The following is a 24,334-nucleotide window of genomic DNA, read 5'->3' on the forward strand; positions in this document are numbered from 1 at the left end:
CAGTGTTGGCGACTCCGTTGGCCATTATGCAGCAACAAGAAGGAGCAATCATGAAACTCGCAACATTGGGACTGGCAACGGCGCTTGCCTTCAGCAGCAGTTATGCGCTTGCACAGTCCGGCGCCGGCTCGGCGGGCGGAAGTTCTGCCACGGGTAGCGCGGCAACGAGCGGCGCGACGACCGGATCTTCCGCAACTGGCACGACAACAGGCAACGCCATGGGAAACCCCGGCGCCGGCATGTCCAACAGCGCCGGCAGCGCTGCGGCTGGCGCAAACAGCGGACGGAATCCGTCAGGGAATACGCTGATCAATCCCTCACCCAGCGGTTCGACTCTGACGCCGGCGCCTGGCGGCCGATAATAGCTGGTCGACAGCAAAAAGCCCCGCTCAGGCGGGGCTTTTTCATTCGCTTCATTGCAGGCCGCTACTTCTTATCTTCCAGCAGCTTTTTGTATTTTGCGACGTCGCGCGTCACCAATTGCCCAAGCACTTCGGGCGCCAGTTCGTTGGCGTCGGGCGCGACGGTGGAGAGATCCTGAAAGCGCTTTTTCACCGCCTCGCTTTCGACGGCGGTCTTGGCTGCGGCGTTCAGTTTCGCGATGACAGCAAGCGGTGTGCCCTTCGGCGCAAACAGGCCGTTCCAGCCCTGCGCCTCGAATTCGGGGAGGCCCGCTTCCGACGACATCGGCAGATCGGGCAAGGTTGAAAGCCGCACCGTCGAACCGACGACGAGGCCCTTCACCAGCTTGTCGTCGATCGCCTGCGATACCGAGGCGGCCGAGTCGCAGACGCCGTCGATCTGGCCGCCGATCGCGTCCGTCAGCGCCGGCGCCGCGCCGCGATAGCCGACCAGCGTGACCTCGATGCCGGCCGCGTTTTCAAAGCTCTTGCAGATCAGGAAATTCGACGAGCCGACGCCGGCATGGCCGAGATTGACCTTGCCGGGATTCTTCTTCGCATAGGCGATGAAATCCTGCAGGTTTTTGGCAGGAAAATCCTTGCGCAGCGCCACGATGCCGAAGGTCTTCGCAACGACCGCGATCGGCACAAAGGATTCCGGCGTGAACGGCAGTTTCGGATAGATCGTATAGGCCGCGGCGCTGGTGCCGGCATTGCCGATGGCAATCGTATAGCCGTCGGCTTCCGCACGCGCCGCACGCGTCAGCGCGGTCGAGCCGCCGGCGCCCGCGACATTCTCGATCACGATCGGCTGCCCGAGCGACTTGGCCATCTCCTCGGCGACCACGCGCGCGATCACGTCGGAGGTGCCGCCGGCCGCAAACGGCACGATCATGCTGATGGGGCGCTTGGGATAGTCCTGCGCGTGGGCGGCAGCAGCAGCGAGCGAGAAGGCGGCAACGGCCAAACGCATCGCCGAGCGCGTCATCAAGGACTTCACGCCGCTTTTTCCAGATGCGCGGCAAGGCCCGCGAACAGGCCGCGGCCGTCGGTGCAGCCCATGATGTCTTCGACGTGGTTTTCCGGATGCGGCATCATGCCGAGCACATTGCCGCGCTCGTTGACGACGCCGGCGATCGACTCCGCCGCACCGTTGATGTTGGACTCCTCGTCGACTGTGCCGTCAGCAGAGCAATAGCGATAGAGCACCCGCCCCTCGCCTTCCAGCCGCTTCACGGTCTCTTCGTCGGCTTCGTAGTTGCCCTCGCCATGGGCGACCGGCACGCGAATGACCTGGCCGGCATTGTAGCCGCGCGTGAACGGCGTATCTGACCGCTCGACCCGCAGATGCACATCCTTGCAGATGAATTTCAGCCGCGCATTGCGCATCAGGACGCCGGGCAGCAGGCCCGCTTCGCACAGGATCTGGAAACCGTTGCAGACGCCGAGCACGAGGCCGCCATCGGATGCGAACTTGCGCACCGCGTCCATCACCGGGGCACGCGCGGCGATGGCGCCGCAGCGCAGGTAGTCGCCGTAGGAAAAGCCGCCGGGCACGACCACGAGGTCGGTGCCCTTGGGCAGCTCGGTGTCGGCGTGCCAGACCATCGCCGCCTCCTGGCCGGAGACGAGCTTCAACGCGCGCGCCATGTCGCGCTCGCGATTGATTCCGGGAAAGACGAGAACGGCTGATTTCATGGAAGGCGCGCCTAGAGCAGTTCGACCCGATAGTTTTCGATCACGGTATTGGCCAACAGTTTGTCGGCGGCATCCTTCAATGCCGCTTCGGCCTTGGCCTTGTCGGCGCCCGACAATTCGATGTCGAACACCTTGCCCTGACGGACGCTCGCAACGCCATCGACGCCGAGCGATTTCAGCGCGCCTTCGATGGCCTTGCCCTGCGGGTCGAGAATGCCCGATTTCAACGTAACGGTAACACGTGCCTTCACGAGACTTGCCCCAAGCTTTTAATTTGCTTCAGCTCTTCACCAGCACCGGACCGGTACCGGCCGGACGCTCGTTCTCCATCAGGATGCCGAGCCGTTTCGCCACTTCGGTATAGGCTTCCAAAAGCCCGCCGAGGTCGCGGCGGAAACGGTCCTTGTCGAGCTTTTCGTTCGACTTGATATCCCACAGCCGGCATGAGTCGGGCGAGATTTCATCGGCAACGATGATCCGCATCATCTCGTTCTCGAACAGGCGGCCGCATTCCATCTTGAAATCGACCAGACGGATGCCAATGCCGAGGAAGAGACCGGTGAGGAAGTCGTTGACGCGGATGGCGAGCGCCATGATGTCGTCGATTTCCTGCGGTGTTGCCCAGCCGAACGCGGTGATGTGCTCTTCGGAGACCATCGGGTCGTTGAGCTGGTCGTTCTTGTAATAGAACTCGATGATCGAGCGCGGCAGCTGGGTGCCCTCCTCGATACCGAGGCGCTGCGACAGCGATCCGGCGGCGACGTTCCGCACCACCACCTCCAGCGGCACGATCTCGACCTCGCGAATCAGTTGCTCGCGCATGTTGAGGCGACGGATGAAATGGGTCGGCACCCCGATGTCGTTGAGGTGCTGAAACAGGTACTCCGAAATCCGGTTGTTGAGGACGCCCTTGCCTTCGATCACCTGGTGTTTCTTGGCATTGAACGCGGTCGCGTCATCCTTGAAGTGCTGGATCAGGGTTCCCGGCTCCGGACCTTCATACAGGACCTTGGCCTTGCCTTCATAAATGCGGCGTCGACGGCTCATTGGGATGTACCGTGTTTTGTTGAAATCCATGAAATTGGTGTGCTCCGGATGACAAGGGTTTGCGACCACGACGGAGCTGCCGTGAAGGCCAGGTCCAAGACAGAAACGACCGGAAACAGAACAAGAACCTCGCCTGATGGCAACCTATCCGATTGGCCCACCCAGCACAATCGACCCGGCCCAATTGGGCCCAATTTATAACGATTGCCTGCGGCTTAAGGGCTCGTTGTTTTGCCGATTCGCGCCCTTTATCTAGGTAGTGACAGGGCGGCTGCAACGCGGCCCCGTTTACCATTGGCCGGGATTGGAACCGCAAAATGACCACTTTCGACAAGCGCGAAGAGGGTTTCGAGAAGAAATTCGCCCTCGACGAGGACCTGAAATTCAAGGCCGTGGCACGCCGCAACAAGCTGCTCGGGCAGTTGATCGCGGAAAAGCTCGGCAAGTCAGGCGATGAGGCTGCCGCCTATGCCAAAGAGGTGGTCGCGGCGGTGTTTGAGGGCGACGGCGACGTGCTTCGCAAGGTGCTGGGCGATGTCAAAGCCAAGGGTGTTGACATGACCGAGGAGCAACTTCGCGCCAGGATGGACGAACTGATGGCGCAGGCTGTCGCCGAGGTGAAGGCGGGGACGTAAAGGCATTCTGCCGCCTCCGTCGTTGCGAGGAGCGAAGCGACGAAGCAATCCACGTCGCGGCATAACGGACAGATGGATTGCTTGGCTTCGCTCACAATGACGGCAGAGATGTCGTGACGTATCTTTAAGACCGCGTCCCGCGATATTCCTTCCGAACGATCTCCAGCAATCGCCGCGCCGCTGCGCTCAAGAAGCCGCCGCGGCGCGTTACCGTGACGACGTCGTGGCTGACCTTGAGGTCGCGCACGCCGATAGTCGAGAGCGCCGAGGATTCAAGTTCCTCGGCGGCATTGATTTGCGAAAGCAGCGCGATGCCGAAGCCGGCCTCGACCAGACGTTTCTGGGCAGTCAGGCTGTCGACGGGAGTCCACGCGACTTGGCCCAATCCGCGGGTTTGGAACAGCGCGAGGATATGCGACGCTGCGATCTCGCGCCGTCCTGGCACTTCAGGAAATCCGATCCATCGCTCGCCACGCAGGTCGGCAAGCCTCGCGACCCGACCGCCAGCTAGCGGGTGGTCCGGCCCGCAAACGACCTGAAGCCGCTCGGCAAACAGCAATTCGCAGTCGAGATCGCGCGAGTCATCGCGGTCAAAGCGCAGCCCGATTGTCGCCTCGCCACGGCGGATCAAGCCGCTGACCTCGGCGCTGGTCGCGGTCCGCAGGGACAAATCGACGCCGGGATGTTCCGCTGCGAAGCGCTTCAAGATCGCCGACAGCCGGCCGCCCGCCAACGTGCCGACCACGGCGAGCGCGATCGGTCCTGAATTCGGCCGCGCCAGCGCGCGGACCGCATTCTCCGCATCCTGGGCGGCGGCGACCGCGCGCTCGGCATACGGCACCATCACCCGCCCCGCATCGCTCAGCATCGTGCGCCCGGCAATCCGCTCGAACAGCGGCACGCCGAGCTCCTGCTCCAGCAGCGCAATGCGCCGTGAGATCGCCGGCTGCGAGCGGTGCAGCGCCTTCGCTGCGCTCGAAATCCCGCCGCGGCGATGAACGGTCAGGAAGGTGAGAAGCGCATCGCTGTCCATGTTTCGTCCATGCAAAAAGCTGATGATGCATAGAAAAATAACAAATTTGGCTGATGGGAGCCAGCCCGCTACTTTCGCCGCCAGCCAGAACCGGCGAACCAACGAAGCGGAGATTGCCGATGCGAACCCAGATGGAAAAAGCCGAAGCGTTCCGCGCGCTGCATGCGCGCCCCGGCGCCTTCATCATTCCCAATCCCTGGGACGCCGGCACGGCGAAACTGCTCGCCGCGATGGGGTTCGAGGCGCTCGCGACCACGAGCCTCGGTCTGGCCAATACGCTCGGCAGCGCCACCGTCAGCCTCGATGCGATCATCGAAAATTGCCGGGCGATTGCTGACGCCACCGACCTGCCCGTCAACGCCGATCTGGAGAATGGCGGCGCGGATGATCCGGCAACCGCGGCAAAGGCGATCGCGCGCGCGGCCGAGGCCGGCTGCGTCGGCGGCTCGATCGAGGACTCGACCGGCAATCCGCAGAGGCCGATTTACGATTTCTCGCTCGCGGTGGAACGCGTACAGGCCGCGGTCGAGGCGGCGCGCGCGCTGCCCTTCCCGTTCACGCTGACCGCGCGGGCGGAGAATTTCCTGCATGGCCGCAAGGATCTCGACGACACCGTCAAGCGGCTGCAGGCGTTCGAGGCCGTTGGCGCCGACGTGCTGTATTCGCCCGGCCTCTACGACCTCGACACCATCCGTACCGTGGTGTCGTCCGTCGGCAAGCCCTTCAACCTGGTGATGGGTTTTGCCGATCCGACGCTGACGCTGCCGCAACTATCGGCCGCCGGCGTCAAGCGCATCAGCGTCGGCGGCGCCATGGAGCGCTACGCCCTCGCCGGGTTCCTGAAATGCGCCCGCGAGATGAAGGATCAAGGTGCATTCACCTTCGTGCGCGAGATGGCGCCAATCGGGGAAATCAGGGCCGCATTCCGGTAACCACCCCATTCGCCATAGCGATAGGCGCTTCTGACTTGCAGGCGGCCCCGGGCAATGCCAATTAGAGGACCATGCCCCAGGATCACATCTCCAACGTTCTCGCCGATCGCTATGCTTCGCCTGCCATGCGCGCCATCTGGAGTGGCGAAGGCAAGGTCCGCCTCGAACGCGAATACTGGATCGCCGTGCTGAAGGGCCAGCGCGATCTCGGTATTCCGGTGCCGGACGGCGTGATCGAAAGCTACGAGCGCGTGAAGGACCAGATCGACCTGGAATCCATCATGCGTCGAGAGCGCATCACCCGCCACGACGTGAAGGCGCGCATCGAGGAATTCTGCGAGTTGGCCGGTCACGAGCACCTGCACAAGGGCATGACCAGCCGCGACCTCACCGAGAACGTCGAGCAATTGCAGGTCTACCGCGCCCTGCGGCTCACCGAGACCAAGAGCATCGCCGCCCTCGTTCGTTTCGCAAAGCGCGCCCGGCAATTGCGCGACGTCCCGTTCACTGCACGCACCCACAACGTGGCCGCGCAGATCACGACGCTCGGCAAGCGCATCGCCATGTTCGGCGAAGAAATGCTGCTGGCGCACCAGAGCCTGGTCAACGTCCTGGACACGTATCCGGCTCGCGGCCTGAAGGGCGCAGTCGGCACCCGCCTCGATCAGATAACCCTGTTCAATGGCGATGCCGGCAAGGCGCGCGCGCTCGAACAAACCATTCTCACTCATTTGGGCTTGCCGAAGGCGCTCGACGCCGTCGGCCAGGTCTATCCGCGCAGCCTCGACTTCCGTGCCGTCAGCGTGCTCACCGAACTCGCCAGCGGCCCCGGCAATTTCGCCAAGGTCATACGTCTCATGGCGGGCCACGAACTCGCCAGCGAGGGTTTTGCCAAGGGCCAGGTCGGCTCGTCGGCGATGCCGCACAAGATGAATAGCCGCTCCTGCGAGCGCATCAACGGCCTGCATATCGTCTTGAAAGGCTATCTCGCCATGGCCGCAGGGCTGGCCGGCGATCAGTGGAACGAAGGCGACGTCTCCTGCTCGGTCGTTCGCCGCGTCATGCTGCCGGATGCCTTCCTCGCCATGGATGGTCTGCTTGAGACCTTGCTCACGGTGCTCGATCAGATGGAAGTGTTCGAAGCCGTCGTCGAGACCGAGCTGAACCGTTACCTGCCCTTCCTGCTGACCACCACGGTCATGATGGAATCAGTGAAGAAGGGCGCCGGCCGCGAAGGCGCCCACGAGGCGATCAAGGAACACGCCGTCGCGGCCATCCGCGACCTGCGCACCGGCAAGATCGTGCAGAACGATTTGCTCCAGCGTCTCGCCGCCGACCCCCGTCTTGGATGGAGCCCGACCGAACTGCAGCAAGTGCTCGATCAAGGCCGCGCCAACTCGGGCGACGCCGCCGCCCAGGTCGATCACTTCACCGAGCAGGTCGAAGCGCTGGCGCGGGCCAAGCCTGAGGCCGCCGGCTACACGCCGGGCGCGATTCTGTGATGGCAAGTGGCGAATAACGCACGGAAAGCATTCCATGCGCCATTCGCGACGTTCCCTCACTCTTCCTTGAACCCGTACTCCGGCACATTGCCGCTGGCGCCGTAGTATTTATACGGCAGGAATTTGCCGGACATCGTGATCTTGACTCGGTCACCCTTCGGATTGGCGACGCGCTCCATTGCCATGTCGAAATCGATCGCCGACATGATGCCGTCGCCGAATTCCTCCTCGATCAGCGCCTTCCAGGCCGGACCGTTGACCATCACCATTTCATAGAAGCGATAGATCAAGGGATCGGTCGGCGGCATCGGCGTGCCGGTGCCGCGCATCGGGATCTCGTTGAGCATCGCGGTTTCGGATTTCGACAGCCCGAACAGTTCGCCGGCATTGGCGGCCTGCGGTTTTGTCAGCTTCATCTGGCCCATGATGGCGCCGACGATCAGCACGTCGGAATAGCCGCCGATCTCCGCGCAGATGTGCTTCCAGCTCCAGCCCTTCTCGCGCTTGATGTCGAGCAGCTTTTCGGTGAGGTCTTCGCGTTTCATGGATAGTCTCCTCTATTCGTCATGCCCGGTCCCGGGCCTCCACGTTTTGCTCATTCTCAGGAAGACGTGGATGGCCGGGACATTCCCGGCCATGACGTCTGTTCTGAATCGGCAGCCCCCGAGGCAATCACCAGTTCCGGCTTCCCGATCCGCACCGTCGGCACGTTGCGCGGATCGTGGTCGGTCACATCAGATGCAAACGTCTTGCTGCGGCTGACCAGGAAATCGACGATGTGGTTGCGCAGCGCGTAGTAAAGCGGATGGCGGTGCAGATCGATGCGGCCACGGTTCTTCGGCAGCGGATTTTCGACGATCTCGGCGAGTACGGCGCCGGGACCGTTGGTCATCAGAAAGATCTTGTCGGCGAGATAGATCGCCTCGTCGACATCATGGGTGATCATGAAGGCGGTCTGACCCGTCTCGAGGCAAATGCGCCGCACCTCGTCCTGCAGCGTGCCGCGCGTCAGCGCATCCAGCGCGGAGAACGGCTCGTCCATCAGCATGATTTTTGGCGTGATCGAGAGCGCCCGCGCGATGCCGACGCGCTGCTTCATGCCGCCGGACAGTTCCGAGGGACGTTTGTGCTCGGATCCGGTCAGGCCGACGAGGTCGATAAATTTCTGCGCATGCGCCTTCACGCGTGCGCGGTCCCAGTTGCGCCATTTCGAGGTCACGGCATAGGCGACGTTGCCGAGCACCGTGCGCCACGGCAGCAGCGCATGGCTCTGGAAGATCACGGCGCGGTCGAGGCTGGTGCCCTCGATCGCCTGGCCGTCGACGATCACAGCCCCTTCGCTCGGCTCGTCGAGGCCGGCCAGGATGTTCAGCACCGTGGTCTTGCCGCAGCCGGAGTGGCCGATCACGCAGCCGAATTCGCCCCGTCCCATGGAGAGCCAGAGATCCTCGAACACGGTAATCGGGGCGCCATCCGCGCCGGGATAACGCCGTGCGATACCCTCGATGGAAATGAACTTGTCCATCATTACTCCGGAAACGTGACCATGCGCGTGAACCGCGCGAGGATCTGGTCGAGCAGCATGCCGACGATGCCGATCAGGAGAATGGCGATGATGACGTTGGTGATCGAGAGGTTGTTCCACTCGTTCCAGACGAAATAGCCGATGCCGGTGCCGCCAACCAGCATTTCGGCGGCGACGATCACGAGCCAGGCGATGCCGATCGAAATCCGCATGCCGGTGAGGATCGTCGGCGCCGCCGCCGGCAGGATCACGGTGAAGGCGCGCCGGATGGTGCCGACCTCCAGCGTCCGCGCGACGTTGATCCATTCCTTGCGCACGGCGGCGACGCCGAACGCCGTGTTCAGCAGCATCGGCCATACCGAACAGATGAAAATGACAAAAATCGCGGAGATACTGGAATCCTTGATGGTGTAGAGCGCCAGCGGCATCCAGGCCAGCGGCGAGATCGGCTTCAGCACCTGGATGAACGGATCGAGCGCCTTACTGATCAACGGCGACATGCCGATCAGGAAACCGAGCGGGATCGCGACGATGACGGCCAGCAGATAGCCAAGGCCGACGCGGCCGATCGAATAGCCGAGCTGGATGCCGAGGCCCTTGTCGTTCGGGCCCTTGTCGTAGAACGGCTGCTCGAGGTGTTCCCACAGTTTGGCACCGACATCGAGCGGGCCGGGCATCGCCGACTTGCCCTGGGTTGCCGTCAGTCCCATCAGCTTGGCGTATTCCGGCGACATGTGCGTGGTCGCAGCCGTCGAGCGCGTGGCGAGATGCCAGATCCCAAGGAACGCCGCGAACAGCGCGATCGATAGCACCGCCGCGCGGAAGCGAAGGGAGAGGGTCATCGCCGACAGCCTCTCAGCACGTCGTCCCTGCGAACGCAGGGACCCATACGCCGTGTCTTCTCGTTCGGGCACAACGTCAAAGACCCTCGTTCACCACTACCGCCGCGGTGTATGGGTCCCTGCGTTCGCAGGGACGACAGCGGTGAATGCTGCGCCCGCCCCCTCACGACGCTTTCCTGATCTTGAAGCTCGCAAGATAATCATCCGGCCTTTCCGGGTCGAACGTCTTGCCCATCACCGAGAAGGATTTGTACGACGTCGCCGGCGGCGTCAGTCCCATCTCGGCCATCACCTTCTTGGTGTCGGTCGCGAGATAGACCTGCTCGGCCACCGCCTTGTAGTCGACGTCGCCCTTGATCTGGCCCCAGCGCTTCATCTGGGTCAGCATCCACACCGCGAACGACTGCCAGGGGAACGGATCGAAATCGACGCGCCTGGCGTCGGTCTTCACGCCGCCCAGGCCGTCCGCATAGGTGCCGGTCAGCACCTGCTCCAGCACCGTAACGGGCGCGTTGATGTAGTTGGCCGGCGCGATCGCTTCGGCGATCTGCTTGCGGTTTTCCGCTTTCGAGGCATAGGCGGTCGCATCCACAATCGCCCGCGTCAGCGCCGCGAAGCTGTTCGGCGAACTCGTGATGAATTCCCTGCTGGCGGCAAAGCTGCAGCAGGGATGGCCGTCCCAGATTTCCTTGGACAGGATGTGCATGAAGCCGACGCCGTCATAGATCGCGCGCTGGCAGATGTTGTCGGGCGCAAGGAAACCGTCGATGTTGTCGGCGCGCAGATTGGCGACCATTTCCGGCGGCGGCACCGAGCGGAGCTGCACGTCGGTATCGGGATCGAGGCCGTGTTCGGCTAGGTAATAGCGCAGCAGGTAATTGTGCATCGAATAGTCGAACGGAATGGCGAACTTCATGCCCTTCCAGTCCTTCGGATCGCGCTTGTCCTTGTGCTTCATGGCGAGCGTGATGCCCTGCCCGTTGATGTTCTCGATCGCCGGCACCGTGAACGGGATCGCATTGGCGCCCAGCCCCAGCGAGATCGCGATCGGCATCGGCGCCAGCATGTGGGCGGCGTCATATTCCTTGTTGATGGTCTTGTCGCGGATCACGGCCCAGCCGGCGGTCTTCACCACCTCGACGTTGAGGCCGTGCTTCGAATAGAAGCCGAGCGGTGCTGCCATGATGATCGGCGTCGCGCAGGTGATCGGAATGAAGCCGACCTTGAGGTCCTTCTTCTCGGGCACACCGCCTTGCGCGAACAATTCGGTCGCGGTCTGCAGCGGGAAGAATTGCGAAATCGCGGCCAGCGCAGTCGAGGCGCCGACCGATTTCAGGAAGGCGCGCCGCGCCACGTCTTTCGGAAACATCGCACGCATCACGGCGGAGGCGACGACGCCCTCGTAGCGCTGGTCCTCGCTAGGCTGAGGCTCGCAGCGCAGCGCCAGCGCGGCCTGTTCATGTTCGGCTTCGCTGACATGCTGGCCGCAAGAACAGCGACCGGCACGAAGACGGCGATCGGGATCGAATGGGTTGTCGAAGGTAGACATGAGGCCTCCTGCGCGGACGTTGCCCCCTAATTAAGCAAGCCACATGCCAGCCCATTTCTTCAGCGATTGCGCTGATGTCGCAGCGATTTGGGCGGATATTGGCGATTACGAAAACTCGTGATAAACGAAAGTTCGTAGCACGATTACGAAATCTCGGAGTTTTGGCCTGATGGATCTTGCTCTCGGTTCTGCGGCTGGGGCGCAGGATGTCGATCTCCAGGCCGCGGCGTTCGAGTTCTCGGTCGAGCCGACGCTGCTGCTCGATCCCCACGCTGACCTGATTCTGGACGCCAACCCCGCCGCCTGCACCCTGCTCAGTTACGACCGCGCGCTGCTGCGCCAGACCAGGGTCAGCACGCTGCATGCCGGGCAATTGCCCGCACTGATCGTCTTCACACAGGCCGTGCTCGACAAGGGGGCGTATTGGACCAACGCGCTGACGCCGCGTCACGCCACCGGGCAAACGCTCAGGCTCGAATATGCCGGCTCCCGCGTGCCAGGCGACGGCCGCGCGCTGGTGCTGCTCAGCATGAGCGACCTCGATGCCCGCCGCCGCCGCTATGTCGACGCGGCGGCCGAAGACCACATGCGCGGCGGTATCGCAACCTGGCAGCGGGTCGAGCGGGTGTTCCAGGATATCGAGCGCGAAAACCAGCTGATCCTGCGCGCCGCCGGCGAAGGCATTTACGGCGTGAACGCGGAAGGGAAAACCACCTTCGTCAATCCGGCCGCCGAGCGCATGCTGGGCTGGAGCGCGGAAGAGCTGGTCGGCAAGGCCATCCACCCGATCGTTCATCACACCCATCACGACGGGCGGCACTATCCCGATCACGACTGCCCGATCTACGCGGCGTTTCGCGACGGCGCCGTGCACCAGGTCGACGGCGAAGTGTTCTGGCGCAAGGACGGCACGCCGGTCTGGGTCGAATACACCTCGACGCCGATCCGCGACCGCGGCGTGGTGGTCGGCGCCGTGATCGTATTCCGCGACGTCAGCCAGCGCCGCGAGGCTGACGAAAAACTGCACGCGGCGCTCGCCGAAGTGGACCGTTTGCGCGAAAGGCTCGAACTGGAAAACGCCTATCTGCAGGAAGAAATCCGGATCGAGACCAACCCGCGCGGCATCATCGGCCAAAGCGAGGCGATCCAGACCACGCTGCGGCAGGTCAAGCTGGTGGCGCCGACCTCGGCGGCCGTGATGATCACAGGCGAATCCGGCACCGGCAAGGAATTGATCGCGCGCGCCATCCATGAGGCGAGCAGCCGCCGCGACCGCCCGCTGATCCGCGTCAATTGCGCGGCGATCCCCCGCGAACTCTTTGAAAGCGAATTCTTCGGCCACGTCCGCGGCGCCTTCACCGGCGCGATGCGCGACCGCATCGGCCGCTTCGAACTCGCCGACGGCGGCACGCTGTTTCTCGACGAGGTCGGCGAAATCCCGCTCGAGCTGCAGGGCAAGCTGCTGCGCGTGCTGCAGGAGGGCAATTTCGAACGGGTCGGCGAAGAGCGCACCCGCGCGGTCGACGTGCGCCTGATCGCCGCCACCAACCGCGACCTCAAGCAGGAAGTGCAGCGCGGCCGGTTTCGCGAGGACCTCTATTTCCGTCTCAACGTCTTCCCGGTGGAGTCCGTGCCGCTGCGCGAGCGGCGCGAAGACATTCCGCTATTGGCGCAGCACTTCCTCAACCGCGAGAGCAAGGCGCTGAAATCCGAGCTGCGATTGTCGGAAGGCGATGCGCGCAAGCTGTCGCGCTACGACTGGCCCGGCAACGTCCGCGAACTGCAGAACGTCATCGAACGCGCCGCGATCCTCGCGCAGAACGGCCGGCTGCGCATCGACTTGCCCGACGTGCCTGGCGTACAGCCCTCCTCCGGCGCGCAGCGCGTCAAAACAGACAGCCGCCCCGCAGTCATGACCGCGTCGGAAATGCGCGCCCACGAGCGCGCCAACATCGAGGCGGCGCTGCAAGCCTGCTCCGGCAAGGTCTTCGGCCCCGGCGGCGCCGCCGAGTTGCTCGACATCAAGCCGACCACGCTGGCCTCGCGCCTCAAGGCGCTGGGAATTGCCAATGCGCGCGGTTCGGCTGGCTAGTTAGGGCACGTACTCCAAAACGTCGATCAATCGCCTAACCCCGTCAAGCAAAGGATCAGAGGTACATCCATGATGCCCGCCAAGCAAAAGCTGCATATTGACGGTTACGAATTTTCAACACTGGAAGGATTTTACGATCAAGTTGGCCTTCGCATTATCCCAGGTGCCGAGTGGGGCAGGAATCTCGACGCCTTTAACGACATTTTGCGAGGAGGCTTCGGGACACCGGAAGAAGGCTTCATTTTCTGCTGGGACAACCACGAAATCTCGAAGCGAAATCTGGGACATCACGAGACCGCTCGCCAACTGCGGAACAGACTGGAGCGATGTCACCCGTCCAACATACCTTCAGTCCAGAACGACCTTATTGAGGCGCTGAAAGGTGAAGGACCTACGGTATTTGACTGGATTGTCGAGAGAATCCGGTGCCATTGCCCTGGCGGCAACGAAGAAGCTGATGGCATCGAACTTATCCTTCAATGACAGTACGAGAATCGCCTGGCTTATCGTGATCGGCCCGCTTACTCCTCCGTTGCGATGCTGCGGCGGCGTAACGAAAGTAAAACCCCGCCACCGACTTTCCAGTACCGCCCTTCCCCTATAGCATCGAGCCAAGACGACCGGATCAACCGGTCGCTACGGCAAAGGGGAGGATTTCATGCGTCGCAACATTATCGCCGCGTTCGCGCTCCTGTTGTGGGGAACGGGACTAACCGCCTCCGCAATCGCGCAGCAACCGGTCAAGCTCGGTGTCCTCAACGACCAGACGGGACTGTATGCGGATCTCAGCGGCATGGGCTCGGTCCACGCCGCGCGCATGGCGGTCGAGGATTTCGGCGGCAAGGTGCTGGGCCGGCCGATCGAGGTCGTCTTTGCCGATCACCAGAACAAGCCTGACATCGGCGCCAACATCGCGCGGCAGTGGATCGAGACCGAGGGGGTCACGCTCATTCTCGACGTTCCCAATTCGGCCGTGGGGCTCGCCGTGCGCGAGGTGACGCGTACGCGCGACGCCGTTGACATCAATACCGGCGCCGCCACGTCGGATCTCACCGGAAAAGCCTGTTCGCCGCACGGCGTACACTGGAGTTTTGACACCTACGGCCTTGCGGCGACGATTGGCCAGGCGCTGGTGAAACAGGGTGGCGATAGCTGGTTCTTCATCACCGCCGACTATGCATTCGGGCATGCCCTCGAGAAAGACACCTCGGCGTTCGTCACGGCCGCCGGTGGCAAGGTGGTGGGGGCCGTGCGCCATCCGCTCAATACCGCCGACTTCTCGTCCTTTCTGCTGCAGGCGCAAGCCTCCAAGGCGAAGATTGTCGCGCTCTCGAACGCCGGCGGCGACACCATCAACGCGATCAAGCAGGCCGGAGAATTCGGCCTAGGACCGATCGACATTCATTGCATCCAGATTATTGCGGCAGCGAGATGGATGAAGCCGGTAAAGTTGGTGGCTCGCCTGTCGTAACGGGTTGCCAAGCGTCGGAAGTGTTTGAGTTGGCAGAAGCAGCGCTCGATACGGTTGCGCTGTTTGTAGGCGTCGGCGTCGTGCGGAATGATGATCCTGCGGGTGCGGTTTGACGGGATCACCGCTGTTGCGCCGATTTCCGCGATGATCGCACGCAGGGCATTGCTGTCATAGGCTTTGTCGGCGAGCACGGCATCGCCGCTCTGGCCATTCAGCAGGGCGGGCGCCTGGGTGATGTCATTGACCTGCCCAGCCGTGACGATAAAGCGGAGCGGACGGCCCAGGGCATCGGCCAGCATGTGGATCTTGGTAGTCAGTCCGCCTCGGGAACGCCCCAGCGCCTGATCTTTGGCCCCCCTTTTCCGCTCGCCGCCTGCTGGTGGGCGCGAATGATGGTGCTGTCGATCATCAGGTAATGGTTGTCGCGATCGGCGGTCAGAGCAGCGAATACGCGCTCCCAGACGCCAGCATGGCACCAGCGACTGAAGCGCTGGTGCACCGTTTTCCACTTGCCGTACCGCTCTGGCAGATCGCTCCAGTGTGCCCCCGATCGCAAAACCCACAGACATCCGTTGACGAACAGACGATTATCCGCAGCCGTACGTCCCGGGTCGCCAGCTTTCCCCGGCAGCAGTGGCGAGATCCTCGCCCATTGCACCTCGGTCAGCTCATATCGCTTCGCCGCCATCATCTGCTCCGTGTCGAATCACGGAACTCTATGAATCAGCGATCAAACCACTTGGGAATCCTGAATGTCGATCGGTCCTAGGCCGCAAAGGCGACCAGCGCGTGGCGGCGCTCCTGCTGCAGTTTCCCGACACCCACGCCCTTGGCCTCGAGGCGGCGCAAGGCCTGACCGCAAGCGAGACCTTCTTCTGGGACCTCGACGACGCGACCCGCGCCTGGACCAAACGCCTCGTTGCCCGAAATGCCGGGAAGCCGCCCAGCATGATCCATGCCGGGACCTACGGGGCGACGTTGCACTACCTGAAGGCGGTAGCGGCAGCCGGCACGACCGATGCGACCAAGGTGGTCGCCAAGATGAAGGAGCTGCCGATCGACGACTTCTACACCAAGGGCACGGTGCGCGAGGATGGACGCGTGATGCGGCCTTATTATCTACTGCAGGTCAAGAAGCCCTCGGAATCCAAATACCAGTTCGATTATCTCAAGCTCCTTGCCACGGTGCCGGCTGAGCAGGCGGCGCGGCCGCTGAGCGAGAGCGCTTGCCCGATGGTGAAACGCTGAAGCTCAAAGCAAACAATCAACGGATCATGAGAAGTTGAGAGGAAACCAGTACCAATGAGCATTGCCGATTCCAACAAGACGATCCTGACGGGCGAGAACCCTTTTATCCGCTTGAGCCACAAGGACGGCGAACCGAACTCAACAGAGGCGAGCTATTGGCGGATCATCTTTTCGCCAGCCGGCCCCGGCCACGTTCTCTACCTGAAAAGCGAACTGACGGAACGGCGCTGGCGCATTTACTCCGACAACATCGCGATGGCGCGGTGGCTGCAGTCAACCGTCCAGGGCATGCTCAATGCCGAGCTTTCCGACACGACGATCCCCTGTGCGGACGCGCAGTTCTCCAAAGCCGGGGATCCGCGCTACTTCTGGACTGAACACATCAAATCGCACGGCGAAGAAATCTCACTGACCTGGTTCGATATCGGCGAGCCGCTGCTGATCCACTCGCAGCCGAACCAGATTCCCGACCGGCGCTACGGCGTGTGCACCGTGCTGATCCCGGCGCTCGGCACGCGTCTCGTCCGCAACGGGGTCGAAGCGGCGGGCCGATCCTGGCCGCGGGAACGTGAGGGACGGCCCTTCTCGACGTCGGCATTGGCGTTCTCGGAGAGCTGGACCGAGGCGCGCTGAGGCGGAGTCGCCCATCAGATTCGTTTTCCACGTGGCGGAAGTCACCTCGTTCGTGGCGGACACAGTGCCGCACCGCCACGCCGCATGTTCTGCGCTAGTTTCGCCCGATCGGTCCCAGCGACTCGACAAGAAACAACAAAGACCAAGGGCAGGAAAATGAGAAAGCTGACACGGCGAACGTTCGTGATGGGTTCGGCCGCATTGTTGGCCGCGCCGGCCGTAAGGACCGAGGCGCAATCCGCGTGGCCGTCGAAATCGATCAGGATCATCGTGCCCTATCCGCCCGGCGGCCAGACCGACGGAATCGCACGCGCGTTCGGCGACTTCCTGGCGCGACAGGTGGGAAAGCCGGTCATCGTCGAAAACAAGGGCGGCGCCGGCGGCGTCATCGGCGTAACGGAGGCGAAACGCGCCGATCCCGACGGCACCACTATCCTGTGCACGATCTCGTCCTCGCTGATCCAGAACCGCGTCACCGTAAAGGACCTGCCCTACGATCCCGAAAAGGATTTCACCTATCTGACGATGGTCAGCGGCGCCGGCGGTCCGGTCGTGGCGGCGAAGAAGACGGGCGCCGCCAATCTTCAGGAATTCATCGCGTATGCGAAGAAAGTCGGCAGCCTGAACTGGGGATCGTACGGCGTGGGCTCGACACCGCATGTCCTGATCGAGACCATCGCCAAGCAATACGGCATCAAGGTGCAAGTCATCCAGTATCGCGGCGAGGCGCCGATGTGGAATGACGTCGCCGGGCAGACGCTGGACGGCGCCGCCGGCAGTTACGCCGCGGCCGCCCCCGTGATCCAGGCCGGCACCGGAAACCTGATCGGCGTGGTCGGCACCCGCCTGCCGCCCTATCCGGACGCGCCGACCATGACCGAGCAAGGCGCCGTCGGCGACTTCTACGACCTGCGCGCCTTCACCACGTTTGCCGTCCCATCCGGCACGCCGCGGGATATCGTGGATCGGCTCACGCCGCTGCTGATCCAGGCCGGGACCGATCCAAAAGTGCAGCAGATGCTGAACAACTTCATCCTGTCATCGCCGACCGATTTCGAAACCACGAATCGGATCTTCAAGCGCGACAGCGAAGTGATGCTCCGCATCCTTCACGATCTCGGCGTCAAGCCATCGGAGTAATTGGCCAGCAGCCTAGTAGCGGCGGCCGCCCACCGAGAACGACGAGGCGCCGGGCAGCGAATTGATCTCGCTGTCGATCCGGCCGGTCTGCTGCACGACGCCGACCCCGAGCGACAGGCTGAGGTTGGACGTCGGCTGGAATTCCACGCCGGCATACGCACTGGAGACGGGCAGCGTGCCCGACTTGGAGTCGAACGGCGCGAATGCGTTACTGCCGATGCCCGAATTGTATTTCAGCGTATCGACGCCGGCGAAGAACGTGATCGGCGGCCCGCCGGCGTTCTTCAGGCTATAGCCGAACTGCGTGCCTTCGCTGTAGATCGATCCGAAGCCGCCGAACGCGCTCTGGCTGAGGCCGCCAAAACCCATGGTGTTGCGTTGGCTGCCGACAAAGAAGCCGTTGGAAAAATTGTAGCGCGCGTAGGCGGAGCCGTTTCCGAGGTCGCGGAAGTCGAAGCTCGGAAAGGTGCCGTAGGCGTTCGCGCCCTCGCCCGCATCGCCGCTGAACCCCATCGGCCAGCCCGGAATCCAGTAATTCACCGGCGAGGCCTGGGCGTGGGCGGCGGGCGCGCCCAGACACAGCATCGCCACGATCCCCACGAAACCTGATTTGCTTGAGAACTTCGACATTCGAACCACCACCAAGTGCACCCGAATTATACCCTTCCGATCCCGGGAACGCCAGAGCGACGCCATTGGAGGTTGCCCCCGCTCGCACGGCGTCCGAGCTGTTCATTCGCGCGTCGTCAGCCTTGTCGCTGGTAAAATCCTGCAGCATAAAATGGTGGAGCAACCAATCATCACGACACGCTAACAAGCTATGCAAGGGCAACTTTCATGGCGAAGAAATACACGGCTCGATGCACTTACGGCGCGATAAAATTCGAGTTCGACACCGACCCGGACTTCGTCGCCAATTGCCATTGCCTGGACTGCAAGCGGGCGTCGGGCGGCGAGATGGCCACATTCTTCGGCGTGCCGCAGGATGATTTCACCCTGGTCAGCGGCCAACCGAAAGCGCACCACTATGTCGCCGAGTCCGGCAAGGGACTGGACCGCAACTTTTGCCCCGATTGCGGCTCCAGATTGTTCAGCACCAATCTGGATAGTTTCCCCGGCCTCGTCTTCGTCATGCTCGGCAGCCTGGACCGGCCCGACTTGATTGCCCCGAAGCTCGAAATGTTCACCAAGCGCCGCCTGAAGTGGAACAAGCCGCTCGACCTCCCGCAATTCGACAGCATGCCTGGATGAGCCGCGGACACCAGCAGCTGGCAAATCAAGTTGCAGTCCGATCCGGCTGGATCAGACTGCAACGTTGTTTCAGAGCTGCCTAATCCTCATCCGGAAGAGACCGTGAAGCGGTCGTCTCGAAGGATGTAGGCCACAGACGGGCCTCATGGTTCACCCGGCGATGCGGCGCATCGCCCGGAGACGCGCTTCGCGCTCCTCTCCATGAGGAACTCCTGCTCGTTACGCCGCCTTGGTGGTGAGCTTGGCTTCCACCGGCAACCCCTCCTCGATCGGCAGCGACGAACCGTGTTGGCTCGTGCTAGCCGATACTCACCTCTTTCCGTACTCCGTGAATACGTAGTCGCGGTTCTGCACCACCGTGTGGCACGCGAACCCGCACTTCGCGTCGTTTTCCTGCGGCGGACTGTCCGAGACGGTGGCCGGCCTGAACATATCGGACGCTGCATTATACTCGAACGCGGCCCATCCCCATCCGCCGCTGTCCGCGAACCTCTTGCTGTCCTTCACCATGAAATCAACGTCATGCTGCGCGCCTGGCACGATCGGCTGACCGGGGTACGCTTCCTGCTTTTTTGGAGTCCAATGAACTTTCGCCATTTTGGCACCGTCCGGGAAAGGCTTGCCATTGCCGGGCACGCCCTCCTTGTAGGCGTCGATCATTGCCGGATTTCCCACGATCACAGCAACCTTGCCTCCGTTATCGCTGGTCGCGATCACTGCCCAGTCCTCGTATCCCCTGAACTCGGAGAACGCGAGCCCATTCGGTACTTTCAGAGTGTACTTGTCTTGCGCGGAAATCGCGACACCAGCCGCCATGACGGCGATCGACACCAAAATACATAGACTGATCAGCGTGCTTTTTTTCATTGTCGCATCTCCCTCATTCGGGTTAGCGGCGGATAATCCTTTGCTGAAAATCGCCTCGTCGCATTGCCTTACGAGGCTCAGGACTGCGCCGACCGTTGGTTGATCACGAGGAACAATATTACAGCATGGATTTGCGCAATGCGAAATGGGTCCGATGCGACGGTGCATGGCCGCTATCAGTCATTTTCGACCCGAGCCTGGGGGCTGACCATGTTGCAGTCCGATCCGGCTGGATCAGACTGCAACATTGGATGCGGCGTTACGCTGCCTTGGTGGTGAGCTTGGCTTCCATCGGCAGTCCCTCCTCGATCGGCAGTGACGGATCGCGGGACCATTCGTTCCAGGAGCCGAAATACATCCGCACATCCTTCACGCCGGCGTTCTTCAGGGCGAGGAACGTGTTCGAAGCGCGTGCCCCCTTGAAGCAGTAGAGATAGACCGGCGTATTCTCTGCGATGCCGACGGTGGCGCACTCCGCCAGGATCTCGTTCTTGGACTTGAAGCGCGGTCCTTCCGCGGTCGGCTTCATCATGCGGTACCATTCCAGCCAGACCGCGCCGGGGATGCGTCCCTTGCGCGGGCAGAAGTCTTTCCCATACGGAGACGAGCTTTCGCCGATCCACTCGTCGATGTCTCGAACATCGAGCAGGGCGATGCCGGGCTTGCCGACGGCAGCCAGCATGGTCTTGGCGTCGATCAGGATGTCGCCGGCTTCCGGCACGACCGTGAACGAGGCCGTCACCGGCGACGGCACGTCTTTGGTCAGCGGCAGGCCTGAGGCTGCCCAGGCATCGTAGCCGCCATGCAGCACCTTGACCTTGGGATAGCCGAGCATGGTCAGCAGATAGTAGCCACGGCAGGACTGGCCGAAGCCGGAATTCATCGACTGCTCGTAGATCACCGCAGTCTCTTTCCCTGAAAGTCCGGCGGCGCCGAACGCGTCGGCGAATTTCGTCTTCAGCTCCGCCATACCTTCCGGCGTCGAGGTCGCCAGATACGTGAAGATTTCATGGACGTTGACGGCGCCGGGGAGATGCCCCGCGCCGTAGGCCTCGGGATTGCGGGTGTCGACGACGACACACGGCTCTTTCGTGAGGAACTCCGCGAGTTCGCCGGCAGTAATCAGAACGTCCGTCATGGCAGGCCTCTCCTGTTTTTGTGGTTGCGGGTGGGGTCGAAACGGAAATCCCTCTAGCGCTCGTCGCCGGCCAGCATCTTGCGAAGCTGCTTGGTGGCGGGGGTGACGATCGCGACGAAATAGGCTTCGCGCAGCCGGCGCTGGGCGCGATGGCTTTTGAGGTAGCCGCGCGCGCCGCAATGGAGCATCGCCGCATGCGCGGCCGCGACGCTGGCCTCGCCGAGCCGCAGGCGAAGTGCGACGACGCGACGCCAATAGCTGTCGTCGGAATTATAGGGGTCGCATGCCAGCGCCATCGTCTCCTTCTCGAACTCGGCATGGAGCTCGCGGAATTGCGTCGGCTGCTGCGGCAGATAGCGGTTGACGTGGCCAAGCGGCGGCCCGACCTCGTCCATGATGCCGATGCAATCCTTGATCAGGCCGAGGCCCATGCCGGCCTGCAGCAGGATGAATCCGGCGCGGATTTTCTTCACGAACTGCCCGGCCTGTTCGGCCAGGATCAACTCATCCGGCACGAACACGTCACGGAACTGGACGCCGTAGGTACCCGTGCCGTCCATGGCGAGGAACGGCTTGCACGGCTGCAGGGTGATCGCCGGATCGGAGCAATCGGCCAGGAACATCACAATGCCCGGCCCGCCCTTTGCGGTGCCGTCCGGCCCGCTCTTCGCGGTGCCGCCGTCCTCGTCCTCGCGCTCGAAGATGGTGCCGAAATAATGGTCGGGCCCGAGATTGGAGACCCAGGGCAGCGCTCCCTTGACGATGTAGCCGCCCTCGACCTTGCGCCCCTTCAGTTTCAGCCGCTCAATGCCGAAGAAACTCTTCATCGGATTGGAAAGGCCGGTGCCGCCGAGCACCCGTCCACTCGAAAAACTGTCGCCGAAACGCCTTGCAAGCTTCAGGTTGGTCGAATTCGCGGCGTACCAGACCAGCGCATTCTGGCACCAGGCCATGAAAGCCGTGGCGCCGCAGACCTCCCCGATCACAGCCATCGACTGGATGGCGCAGCACAGATCCGCAGGTCCCTCCTGCGGGACATGGCTGCTCCATGCGCCGACCTTGCCGAGATTGCGCAGCAGCTCACCCGGATAAACCGAGCCTGCATCTATTTCACCTGCGAGCGGCGCAAGCTCGTGACGCGCGATCCTGGCAACTTCGTCAGCAATCGTAGGTGCGGGCCGATCTACAGCTTCGACCCGCGATAAGGCTACTGAACCCATGATCGTCTCCCGCACCCCGTTTGCACGCACAGCTTTCCCGTCAGATGCCGACTTCGAGATTGACGGGGCGCGTAAACGTGTTGGCGACCGGCGACCATTTCTTGACGTGGGTCACCAGCGCGTCGATCTCGCTCTTCGGAACACCCTCACATTCCATGTCGACCTTGACGCGCACATCGGTGAAGCCGACCGGCTTCTCGCTGACGTCGCCGGTGCCCCAGACGGCGGTGATGTTGAGGTCGCCTTCGAGTTCGAGCTCGAGCTTGTTGACGATCCAGCCGCGGTGAACGGCGTTGGCGTGCAGGCCGACGGCAAGGCACGAGCCGAGCGCGGCGAGCGATGCTTCCGACGGATTGGGCGCGGTGTCGTCACCCAAAAGCCCCGGCGGTTCGTCGACGATATAGGGCGCGAGGTTGCGGATGTAGTTGGCGTGCCGGAACTTGCCCTCCGCCACCGTCTTGCACTTCAAGGTCTTGATGACCTTCGGATTGGCCTTGCCATTGGCGATGAGCTGTTCGAGCCCACCTTTGTCGATTGGCGCCAGGCAGCCTGTGAGCACCGTTTTTTGAGCGACCGCGGTCATCTTTTCTCTCCCTAGGGGTAGGATACCGAACGTTCTGTTTCCTGCATGAAGCGTGCCAGACCAGGCCAAAACCAAAAGGCGAAGCGCTCTCGCGGCTTAGCGATAGCTGCCCGGAAATTGACCAGCGCCGCGCTGCACAGGCGCGAAGCAATTGCCGCCTGCGTGCGATTACTTTCAGCGCAAAAGATGCGACTTGATGATTGCGGCGCGCTCGGATTAACTGCGGCGCATGGGCAAATCGGTTTCAAAGAGGAAAGCTGTCGCGGCACGTGCCGCAGGCGACGAGGAATCCGCACGAGAGCGCCTGCTCAGCGCGGCGACGCATCTGTTCTGCAAGAACGGCATCAACGCTACCGGGATCGATGCCATCATCGATGAGGCCGGCACCGCCAAGACCACGCTCTACAAATTGTTCGGATCGAAAACCAACCTCGTCAACGCCGTGCTGGAAAGCGAAGGCAAGGCGTGGCGCGAATGGTTCATCGGCGCGATGGAGGATGGCGGCGGCGACGCGCAGGCGAAGCTGAAGCGGATTTTTCCGGCGCTGAAGCGCTGGTTCGCCGAGGAGCGCTTCTACGGCTGCCCCTTCATCAACGCGGTCGCCGAACACGACAAGGACGCCAAGCAGTTCCGCAACATCGCGCTGCGGCACAAGAAAGTGGTGCTGGCGCATATCGAAAAGCTCGCCGCTGAAATGGGCGCGGCCGAGCCGCAGATGCTGGCACATCAGCTCGCGCTGTTGATCGACGGCGCCATCGTCGCCGCCATGGTGTCGCGCGATCCCGGGGTGGCGGACACGGCGGGCCTCGCCGCGGGCAACCTATACGAGCCGTCGAAGGTGAAGAAGCCGAAGCGCGTGAGCGCGGCGACCGAGCAACTCGTGGCGGTGTGAGTTTTCGTAGGGTGGGCAAAGCGCAGCGTGCCCACCATCTCGCAGCGTGCACGACGATAGATGGTGGGCACGTCGCTAGCGCTCCTCTGCCCACCCTACGGGTTCATCGCCCTACTTCAGCGCATCCGCGACCTTGGCGATGCCGGCGTTGGCGCAGACTTCGTCCTTTTCGCCGCCCGGCGCGCCCGAAACACCGACGCCGCCGATCGGCTCGTTGCCCGCCCTGATCGGGACGCCGCCGCCGATACCCACGACATTCGGGATCTGCTTCAGGAATGCGTTCGCGGGATCTTCCATCTGCTTCATGGTTTGCTGCGAGGTCTGATTGCGGGTGCGCGCGGTGTAAGCCTTTAGCCGCGCGAACTCCACCGTGTGGGGATTGGTCCCGTCGCCGCGGATCGCGGCCGCGAGGTTGCCGCCCTTGTCGACGATCACGACTGAGACCTTGTAGCCATCCTTGGTGCACTGCTCGATGGCGCCCTGCATGATGGCGATCGCCATCGCCATCGAAACATTCTTCTCGACCTGTGGAGCCTGCGCCAGCGCAGGTGAAGCGGCGAGGACGGATATGGACGCAAGCGCGGCAATACGAACAAGACGCATGTTATTAGCCTCCCTGAAAGTTATGGTGTCGC

Annotated in this window: 26 protein-coding genes and 1 pseudogene; 11 read left to right on the forward strand and 16 right to left on the reverse strand. The window is 62.7% G+C overall.

The genetic code is table 11. The features are described from left to right. Positions 1–426: 426 nt before the first annotated feature. From ACPPVP_RS30910 to purC, 4 genes are read right to left on the reverse strand one after another with little or no spacing between them, the layout of a single operon-like run. Positions 427–1,389 carry a tripartite tricarboxylate transporter substrate-binding protein gene (locus ACPPVP_RS30910; RefSeq protein WP_426538163.1) on the reverse strand — a complete coding sequence of 321 codons (963 nt, stop codon included), beginning with the start codon at positions 1,387–1,389 and terminating at the stop codon, positions 427–429. Positions 1,390–1,397: 8 nt separating this feature from the next. Beyond that, positions 1,398–2,099 (reverse strand): phosphoribosylformylglycinamidine synthase subunit PurQ, encoded by a 702-nt coding sequence (gene purQ, locus ACPPVP_RS30915; protein ID WP_426527378.1) that lies wholly within the window; start codon positions 2,097–2,099, stop codon positions 1,398–1,400. Between the two features lie 11 nt (positions 2,100–2,110). Beyond that, the gene (purS, locus tag ACPPVP_RS30920; RefSeq protein ID WP_057838858.1) at positions 2,111–2,350 is read right to left on the reverse strand and encodes a phosphoribosylformylglycinamidine synthase subunit PurS; all 240 of its coding nucleotides are present in this window, start codon (positions 2,348–2,350) and stop codon (positions 2,111–2,113) included. Between the two features lie 28 nt (positions 2,351–2,378). Beyond that, positions 2,379–3,146 (reverse strand): phosphoribosylaminoimidazolesuccinocarboxamide synthase, encoded by a 768-nt coding sequence (gene purC, locus ACPPVP_RS30925; RefSeq protein ID WP_171708996.1) that lies wholly within the window; start codon positions 3,144–3,146, stop codon positions 2,379–2,381. Positions 3,147–3,463: 317 nt separating this feature from the next. Between purC and ACPPVP_RS30930 the strand changes: the two genes are divergently transcribed. Then, positions 3,464–3,781 (forward strand): DUF1476 domain-containing protein, encoded by a 318-nt coding sequence (locus tag ACPPVP_RS30930; RefSeq protein ID WP_426527379.1) that lies wholly within the window; start codon positions 3,464–3,466, stop codon positions 3,779–3,781. 124 nt (positions 3,782–3,905) lie between these two features. On the opposite strand, the gene ACPPVP_RS30935 is transcribed toward ACPPVP_RS30930, so the two are convergent. Next, entirely contained in the window at positions 3,906–4,814 is a 909-nt protein-coding gene (locus ACPPVP_RS30935) for a LysR family transcriptional regulator (RefSeq protein WP_426527380.1), read from the reverse strand. 119 nt (positions 4,815–4,933) lie between these two features. On the opposite strand from ACPPVP_RS30935, the gene ACPPVP_RS30940 reads away from it, so the two are divergent. Both ACPPVP_RS30940 and purB read left to right on the forward strand, forming a co-directional pair. Beyond that, entirely contained in the window at positions 4,934–5,746 is an 813-nt protein-coding gene (locus tag ACPPVP_RS30940; protein WP_426527381.1) for an isocitrate lyase/PEP mutase family protein, read from the forward strand. A 71-nt stretch (positions 5,747–5,817) separates the two neighbouring features. Then, positions 5,818–7,248, forward strand: coding sequence for an adenylosuccinate lyase (gene purB / locus ACPPVP_RS30945; protein ID WP_426527382.1), 1,431 nt, complete (start codon positions 5,818–5,820; stop codon positions 7,246–7,248). Between the two features lie 56 nt (positions 7,249–7,304). Here purB and cynS read toward each other — a convergent pair whose 3' ends face one another. From cynS to ACPPVP_RS30965, 4 genes are all read right to left on the reverse strand, one after another. After that, positions 7,305–7,793 (reverse strand): cyanase, encoded by a 489-nt coding sequence (gene cynS / locus ACPPVP_RS30950; RefSeq protein WP_426527383.1) that lies wholly within the window; start codon positions 7,791–7,793, stop codon positions 7,305–7,307. A gap of 56 nt (positions 7,794–7,849) precedes the next feature. Next, on the reverse strand, positions 7,850–8,776 hold the full coding sequence (locus ACPPVP_RS30955; RefSeq protein WP_426527384.1) for an ABC transporter ATP-binding protein: 927 nt from the start codon (positions 8,774–8,776) through the stop codon (positions 7,850–7,852). Next, entirely contained in the window at positions 8,776–9,615 is an 840-nt protein-coding gene (gene ntrB, locus ACPPVP_RS30960) for a nitrate ABC transporter permease (protein WP_426527385.1), read from the reverse strand. Before ntrB ends, ACPPVP_RS30955 begins: the two co-directional genes overlap by 1 nt. A 163-nt stretch (positions 9,616–9,778) precedes the next feature. Continuing rightward, entirely contained in the window at positions 9,779–11,164 is a 1,386-nt protein-coding gene (locus ACPPVP_RS30965; RefSeq protein ID WP_426527386.1) for a CmpA/NrtA family ABC transporter substrate-binding protein, read from the reverse strand. Positions 11,165–11,333: 169 nt separating this feature from the next. Here ACPPVP_RS30965 and ACPPVP_RS30970 point away from each other — a divergent pair, with 169 nt between their 5' ends. The 3 genes and pseudogenes from ACPPVP_RS30970 to ACPPVP_RS30980 all read left to right on the forward strand — a co-directional run. Further along, positions 11,334–13,256 (forward strand): sigma 54-interacting transcriptional regulator, encoded by a 1,923-nt coding sequence (locus tag ACPPVP_RS30970; protein ID WP_426527387.1) that lies wholly within the window; start codon positions 11,334–11,336, stop codon positions 13,254–13,256. 69 nt (positions 13,257–13,325) lie between these two features. Next, positions 13,326–13,739 carry a barstar family protein gene (locus ACPPVP_RS30975; RefSeq protein WP_426527388.1) on the forward strand — a complete coding sequence of 138 codons (414 nt, stop codon included), beginning with the start codon at positions 13,326–13,328 and terminating at the stop codon, positions 13,737–13,739. A 175-nt stretch (positions 13,740–13,914) separates the two neighbouring features. Beyond that, positions 13,915–14,643 (forward strand): annotated as a pseudogene (locus ACPPVP_RS30980) (ABC transporter substrate-binding protein); the annotation flags it as partial. 14 nt (positions 14,644–14,657) lie between these two features. On the opposite strand, the gene ACPPVP_RS30985 reads toward ACPPVP_RS30980, so the two are convergent. After that, a protein-coding gene (locus ACPPVP_RS30985; protein ID WP_426527389.1) for an IS5 family transposase occupies positions 14,658–15,415 on the reverse strand; the annotation gives its coding sequence in 2 pieces (ribosomal slippage) (positions 14,658–15,073 and positions 15,073–15,415; 759 coding nt in all). A gap of 101 nt (positions 15,416–15,516) precedes the next feature. Between ACPPVP_RS30985 and ACPPVP_RS30990 the strand changes: the two genes are divergently transcribed. The 3 genes from ACPPVP_RS30990 (at position 15,517) to ACPPVP_RS31000 (ending at position 17,748) form a co-directional block, all read left to right on the forward strand. Further along, positions 15,517–15,975 carry an ABC transporter substrate-binding protein gene (locus ACPPVP_RS30990; RefSeq protein ID WP_426527390.1) on the forward strand — a complete coding sequence of 153 codons (459 nt, stop codon included), beginning with the start codon at positions 15,517–15,519 and terminating at the stop codon, positions 15,973–15,975. A gap of 54 nt (positions 15,976–16,029) precedes the next feature. Then, complete coding sequence (locus ACPPVP_RS30995) at positions 16,030–16,608, forward strand: hypothetical protein (RefSeq protein ID WP_426527391.1); 579 nt, start codon at positions 16,030–16,032, stop codon at positions 16,606–16,608. A 156-nt stretch (positions 16,609–16,764) separates the two neighbouring features. After that, the gene (locus tag ACPPVP_RS31000) at positions 16,765–17,748 is read left to right on the forward strand and encodes a Bug family tripartite tricarboxylate transporter substrate binding protein (protein WP_426527392.1); all 984 of its coding nucleotides are present in this window, start codon (positions 16,765–16,767) and stop codon (positions 17,746–17,748) included. A 12-nt stretch (positions 17,749–17,760) separates the two neighbouring features. Here ACPPVP_RS31000 and ACPPVP_RS31005 read toward each other — a convergent pair whose 3' ends face one another. Next, positions 17,761–18,378, reverse strand: a complete 618-nt coding sequence (locus tag ACPPVP_RS31005) for a hypothetical protein (RefSeq protein WP_426527393.1) — start codon at positions 18,376–18,378, stop codon at positions 17,761–17,763. Positions 18,379–18,585: 207 nt separating this feature from the next. Between ACPPVP_RS31005 and ACPPVP_RS31010 the strand changes: the two genes are divergently transcribed. Then, a complete protein-coding gene (locus ACPPVP_RS31010; protein WP_426527394.1) occupies positions 18,586–18,999 on the forward strand; it encodes a GFA family protein in 414 nt (137 codons plus the stop codon). Positions 19,000–19,308: 309 nt separating this feature from the next. Here the strand turns inward: ACPPVP_RS31010 and ACPPVP_RS31015 are convergent, their stop codons facing one another. From ACPPVP_RS31015 to ACPPVP_RS31030, 4 genes are all read right to left on the reverse strand, one after another. Continuing rightward, a complete protein-coding gene (locus tag ACPPVP_RS31015; protein WP_426527395.1) occupies positions 19,309–19,866 on the reverse strand; it encodes a cytochrome P460 family protein in 558 nt (185 codons plus the stop codon). A 259-nt stretch (positions 19,867–20,125) separates the two neighbouring features. Next, a complete protein-coding gene (locus tag ACPPVP_RS31020) occupies positions 20,126–21,004 on the reverse strand; it encodes a sulfurtransferase (RefSeq protein ID WP_426527396.1) in 879 nt (292 codons plus the stop codon). Between the two features lie 53 nt (positions 21,005–21,057). Then, positions 21,058–22,224, reverse strand: a complete 1,167-nt coding sequence (locus ACPPVP_RS31025; RefSeq protein WP_426527397.1) for an acyl-CoA dehydrogenase family protein — start codon at positions 22,222–22,224, stop codon at positions 21,058–21,060. Positions 22,225–22,264: 40 nt separating this feature from the next. Next, a complete protein-coding gene (locus tag ACPPVP_RS31030) occupies positions 22,265–22,807 on the reverse strand; it encodes an OsmC family protein (RefSeq protein ID WP_426527398.1) in 543 nt (180 codons plus the stop codon). Positions 22,808–23,036: 229 nt separating this feature from the next. Here ACPPVP_RS31030 and ACPPVP_RS31035 point away from each other — a divergent pair, with 229 nt between their 5' ends. Then, positions 23,037–23,699, forward strand: a complete 663-nt coding sequence (locus ACPPVP_RS31035) for a TetR/AcrR family transcriptional regulator (protein WP_426527399.1) — start codon at positions 23,037–23,039, stop codon at positions 23,697–23,699. 111 nt (positions 23,700–23,810) lie between these two features. Here the strand turns inward: ACPPVP_RS31035 and ACPPVP_RS31040 are convergent, their stop codons facing one another. Continuing rightward, a complete protein-coding gene (locus ACPPVP_RS31040; protein WP_426527400.1) occupies positions 23,811–24,302 on the reverse strand; it encodes a GlcG/HbpS family heme-binding protein in 492 nt (163 codons plus the stop codon). Positions 24,303–24,334 lie beyond the last annotated feature (32 nt).

It is taken from the genome of Bradyrhizobium sp. McL0615, assembly GCF_049993905.1.
Lineage (GTDB): Bacteria > Pseudomonadota > Alphaproteobacteria > Rhizobiales > Xanthobacteraceae > Bradyrhizobium.

What these genes read in the sequence shown, in the direction of transcription:
- ACPPVP_RS30910 (WP_426538163.1), bottom strand. Translation starts at nt 1,389, where the DNA reads ATGACGCGCTCGGCGATGCGTTTGGCCGTTGCCGCCTTCTCGCTCGCT.
- purQ (WP_426527378.1), bottom strand. Translation starts at nt 2,099, where the DNA reads ATGAAATCAGCCGTTCTCGTCTTTCCCGGAATCAATCGCGAGCGCGAC.
- purC (WP_171708996.1), bottom strand. Translation starts at nt 3,146, where the DNA reads ATGAGCCGTCGACGCCGCATTTATGAAGGCAAGGCCAAGGTCCTGTAT.
- ACPPVP_RS30930 (WP_426527379.1), top strand. Translation starts at nt 3,464, where the DNA reads ATGACCACTTTCGACAAGCGCGAAGAGGGTTTCGAGAAGAAATTCGCC.
- ACPPVP_RS30935 (WP_426527380.1), bottom strand. Translation starts at nt 4,814, where the DNA reads ATGGACAGCGATGCGCTTCTCACCTTCCTGACCGTTCATCGCCGCGGC.
- ACPPVP_RS30940 (WP_426527381.1), top strand. Translation starts at nt 4,934, where the DNA reads ATGCGAACCCAGATGGAAAAAGCCGAAGCGTTCCGCGCGCTGCATGCG.
- purB (WP_426527382.1), top strand. Translation starts at nt 5,818, where the DNA reads ATGCCCCAGGATCACATCTCCAACGTTCTCGCCGATCGCTATGCTTCG.
- cynS (WP_426527383.1), bottom strand. Translation starts at nt 7,793, where the DNA reads ATGAAACGCGAAGACCTCACCGAAAAGCTGCTCGACATCAAGCGCGAG.
- ACPPVP_RS30955 (WP_426527384.1), bottom strand. Translation starts at nt 8,776, where the DNA reads ATGATGGACAAGTTCATTTCCATCGAGGGTATCGCACGGCGTTATCCC.
- ntrB (WP_426527385.1), bottom strand. Translation starts at nt 9,615, where the DNA reads ATGACCCTCTCCCTTCGCTTCCGCGCGGCGGTGCTATCGATCGCGCTG.
- ACPPVP_RS30965 (WP_426527386.1), bottom strand. Translation starts at nt 11,164, where the DNA reads ATGTCTACCTTCGACAACCCATTCGATCCCGATCGCCGTCTTCGTGCC.
- ACPPVP_RS30970 (WP_426527387.1), top strand. Translation starts at nt 11,334, where the DNA reads ATGGATCTTGCTCTCGGTTCTGCGGCTGGGGCGCAGGATGTCGATCTC.
- ACPPVP_RS30975 (WP_426527388.1), top strand. Translation starts at nt 13,326, where the DNA reads ATGATGCCCGCCAAGCAAAAGCTGCATATTGACGGTTACGAATTTTCA.
- ACPPVP_RS30995 (WP_426527391.1), top strand. Translation starts at nt 16,030, where the DNA reads ATGAGCATTGCCGATTCCAACAAGACGATCCTGACGGGCGAGAACCCT.
- ACPPVP_RS31000 (WP_426527392.1), top strand. Translation starts at nt 16,765, where the DNA reads ATGAGAAAGCTGACACGGCGAACGTTCGTGATGGGTTCGGCCGCATTG.
- ACPPVP_RS31005 (WP_426527393.1), bottom strand. Translation starts at nt 18,378, where the DNA reads ATGTCGAAGTTCTCAAGCAAATCAGGTTTCGTGGGGATCGTGGCGATG.
- ACPPVP_RS31010 (WP_426527394.1), top strand. Translation starts at nt 18,586, where the DNA reads ATGGCGAAGAAATACACGGCTCGATGCACTTACGGCGCGATAAAATTC.
- ACPPVP_RS31015 (WP_426527395.1), bottom strand. Translation starts at nt 19,866, where the DNA reads ATGAAAAAAAGCACGCTGATCAGTCTATGTATTTTGGTGTCGATCGCC.
- ACPPVP_RS31020 (WP_426527396.1), bottom strand. Translation starts at nt 21,004, where the DNA reads ATGACGGACGTTCTGATTACTGCCGGCGAACTCGCGGAGTTCCTCACG.
- ACPPVP_RS31025 (WP_426527397.1), bottom strand. Translation starts at nt 22,224, where the DNA reads ATGGGTTCAGTAGCCTTATCGCGGGTCGAAGCTGTAGATCGGCCCGCA.
- ACPPVP_RS31030 (WP_426527398.1), bottom strand. Translation starts at nt 22,807, where the DNA reads ATGACCGCGGTCGCTCAAAAAACGGTGCTCACAGGCTGCCTGGCGCCA.
- ACPPVP_RS31035 (WP_426527399.1), top strand. Translation starts at nt 23,037, where the DNA reads ATGGGCAAATCGGTTTCAAAGAGGAAAGCTGTCGCGGCACGTGCCGCA.
- ACPPVP_RS31040 (WP_426527400.1), bottom strand. Translation starts at nt 24,302, where the DNA reads ATGCGTCTTGTTCGTATTGCCGCGCTTGCGTCCATATCCGTCCTCGCC.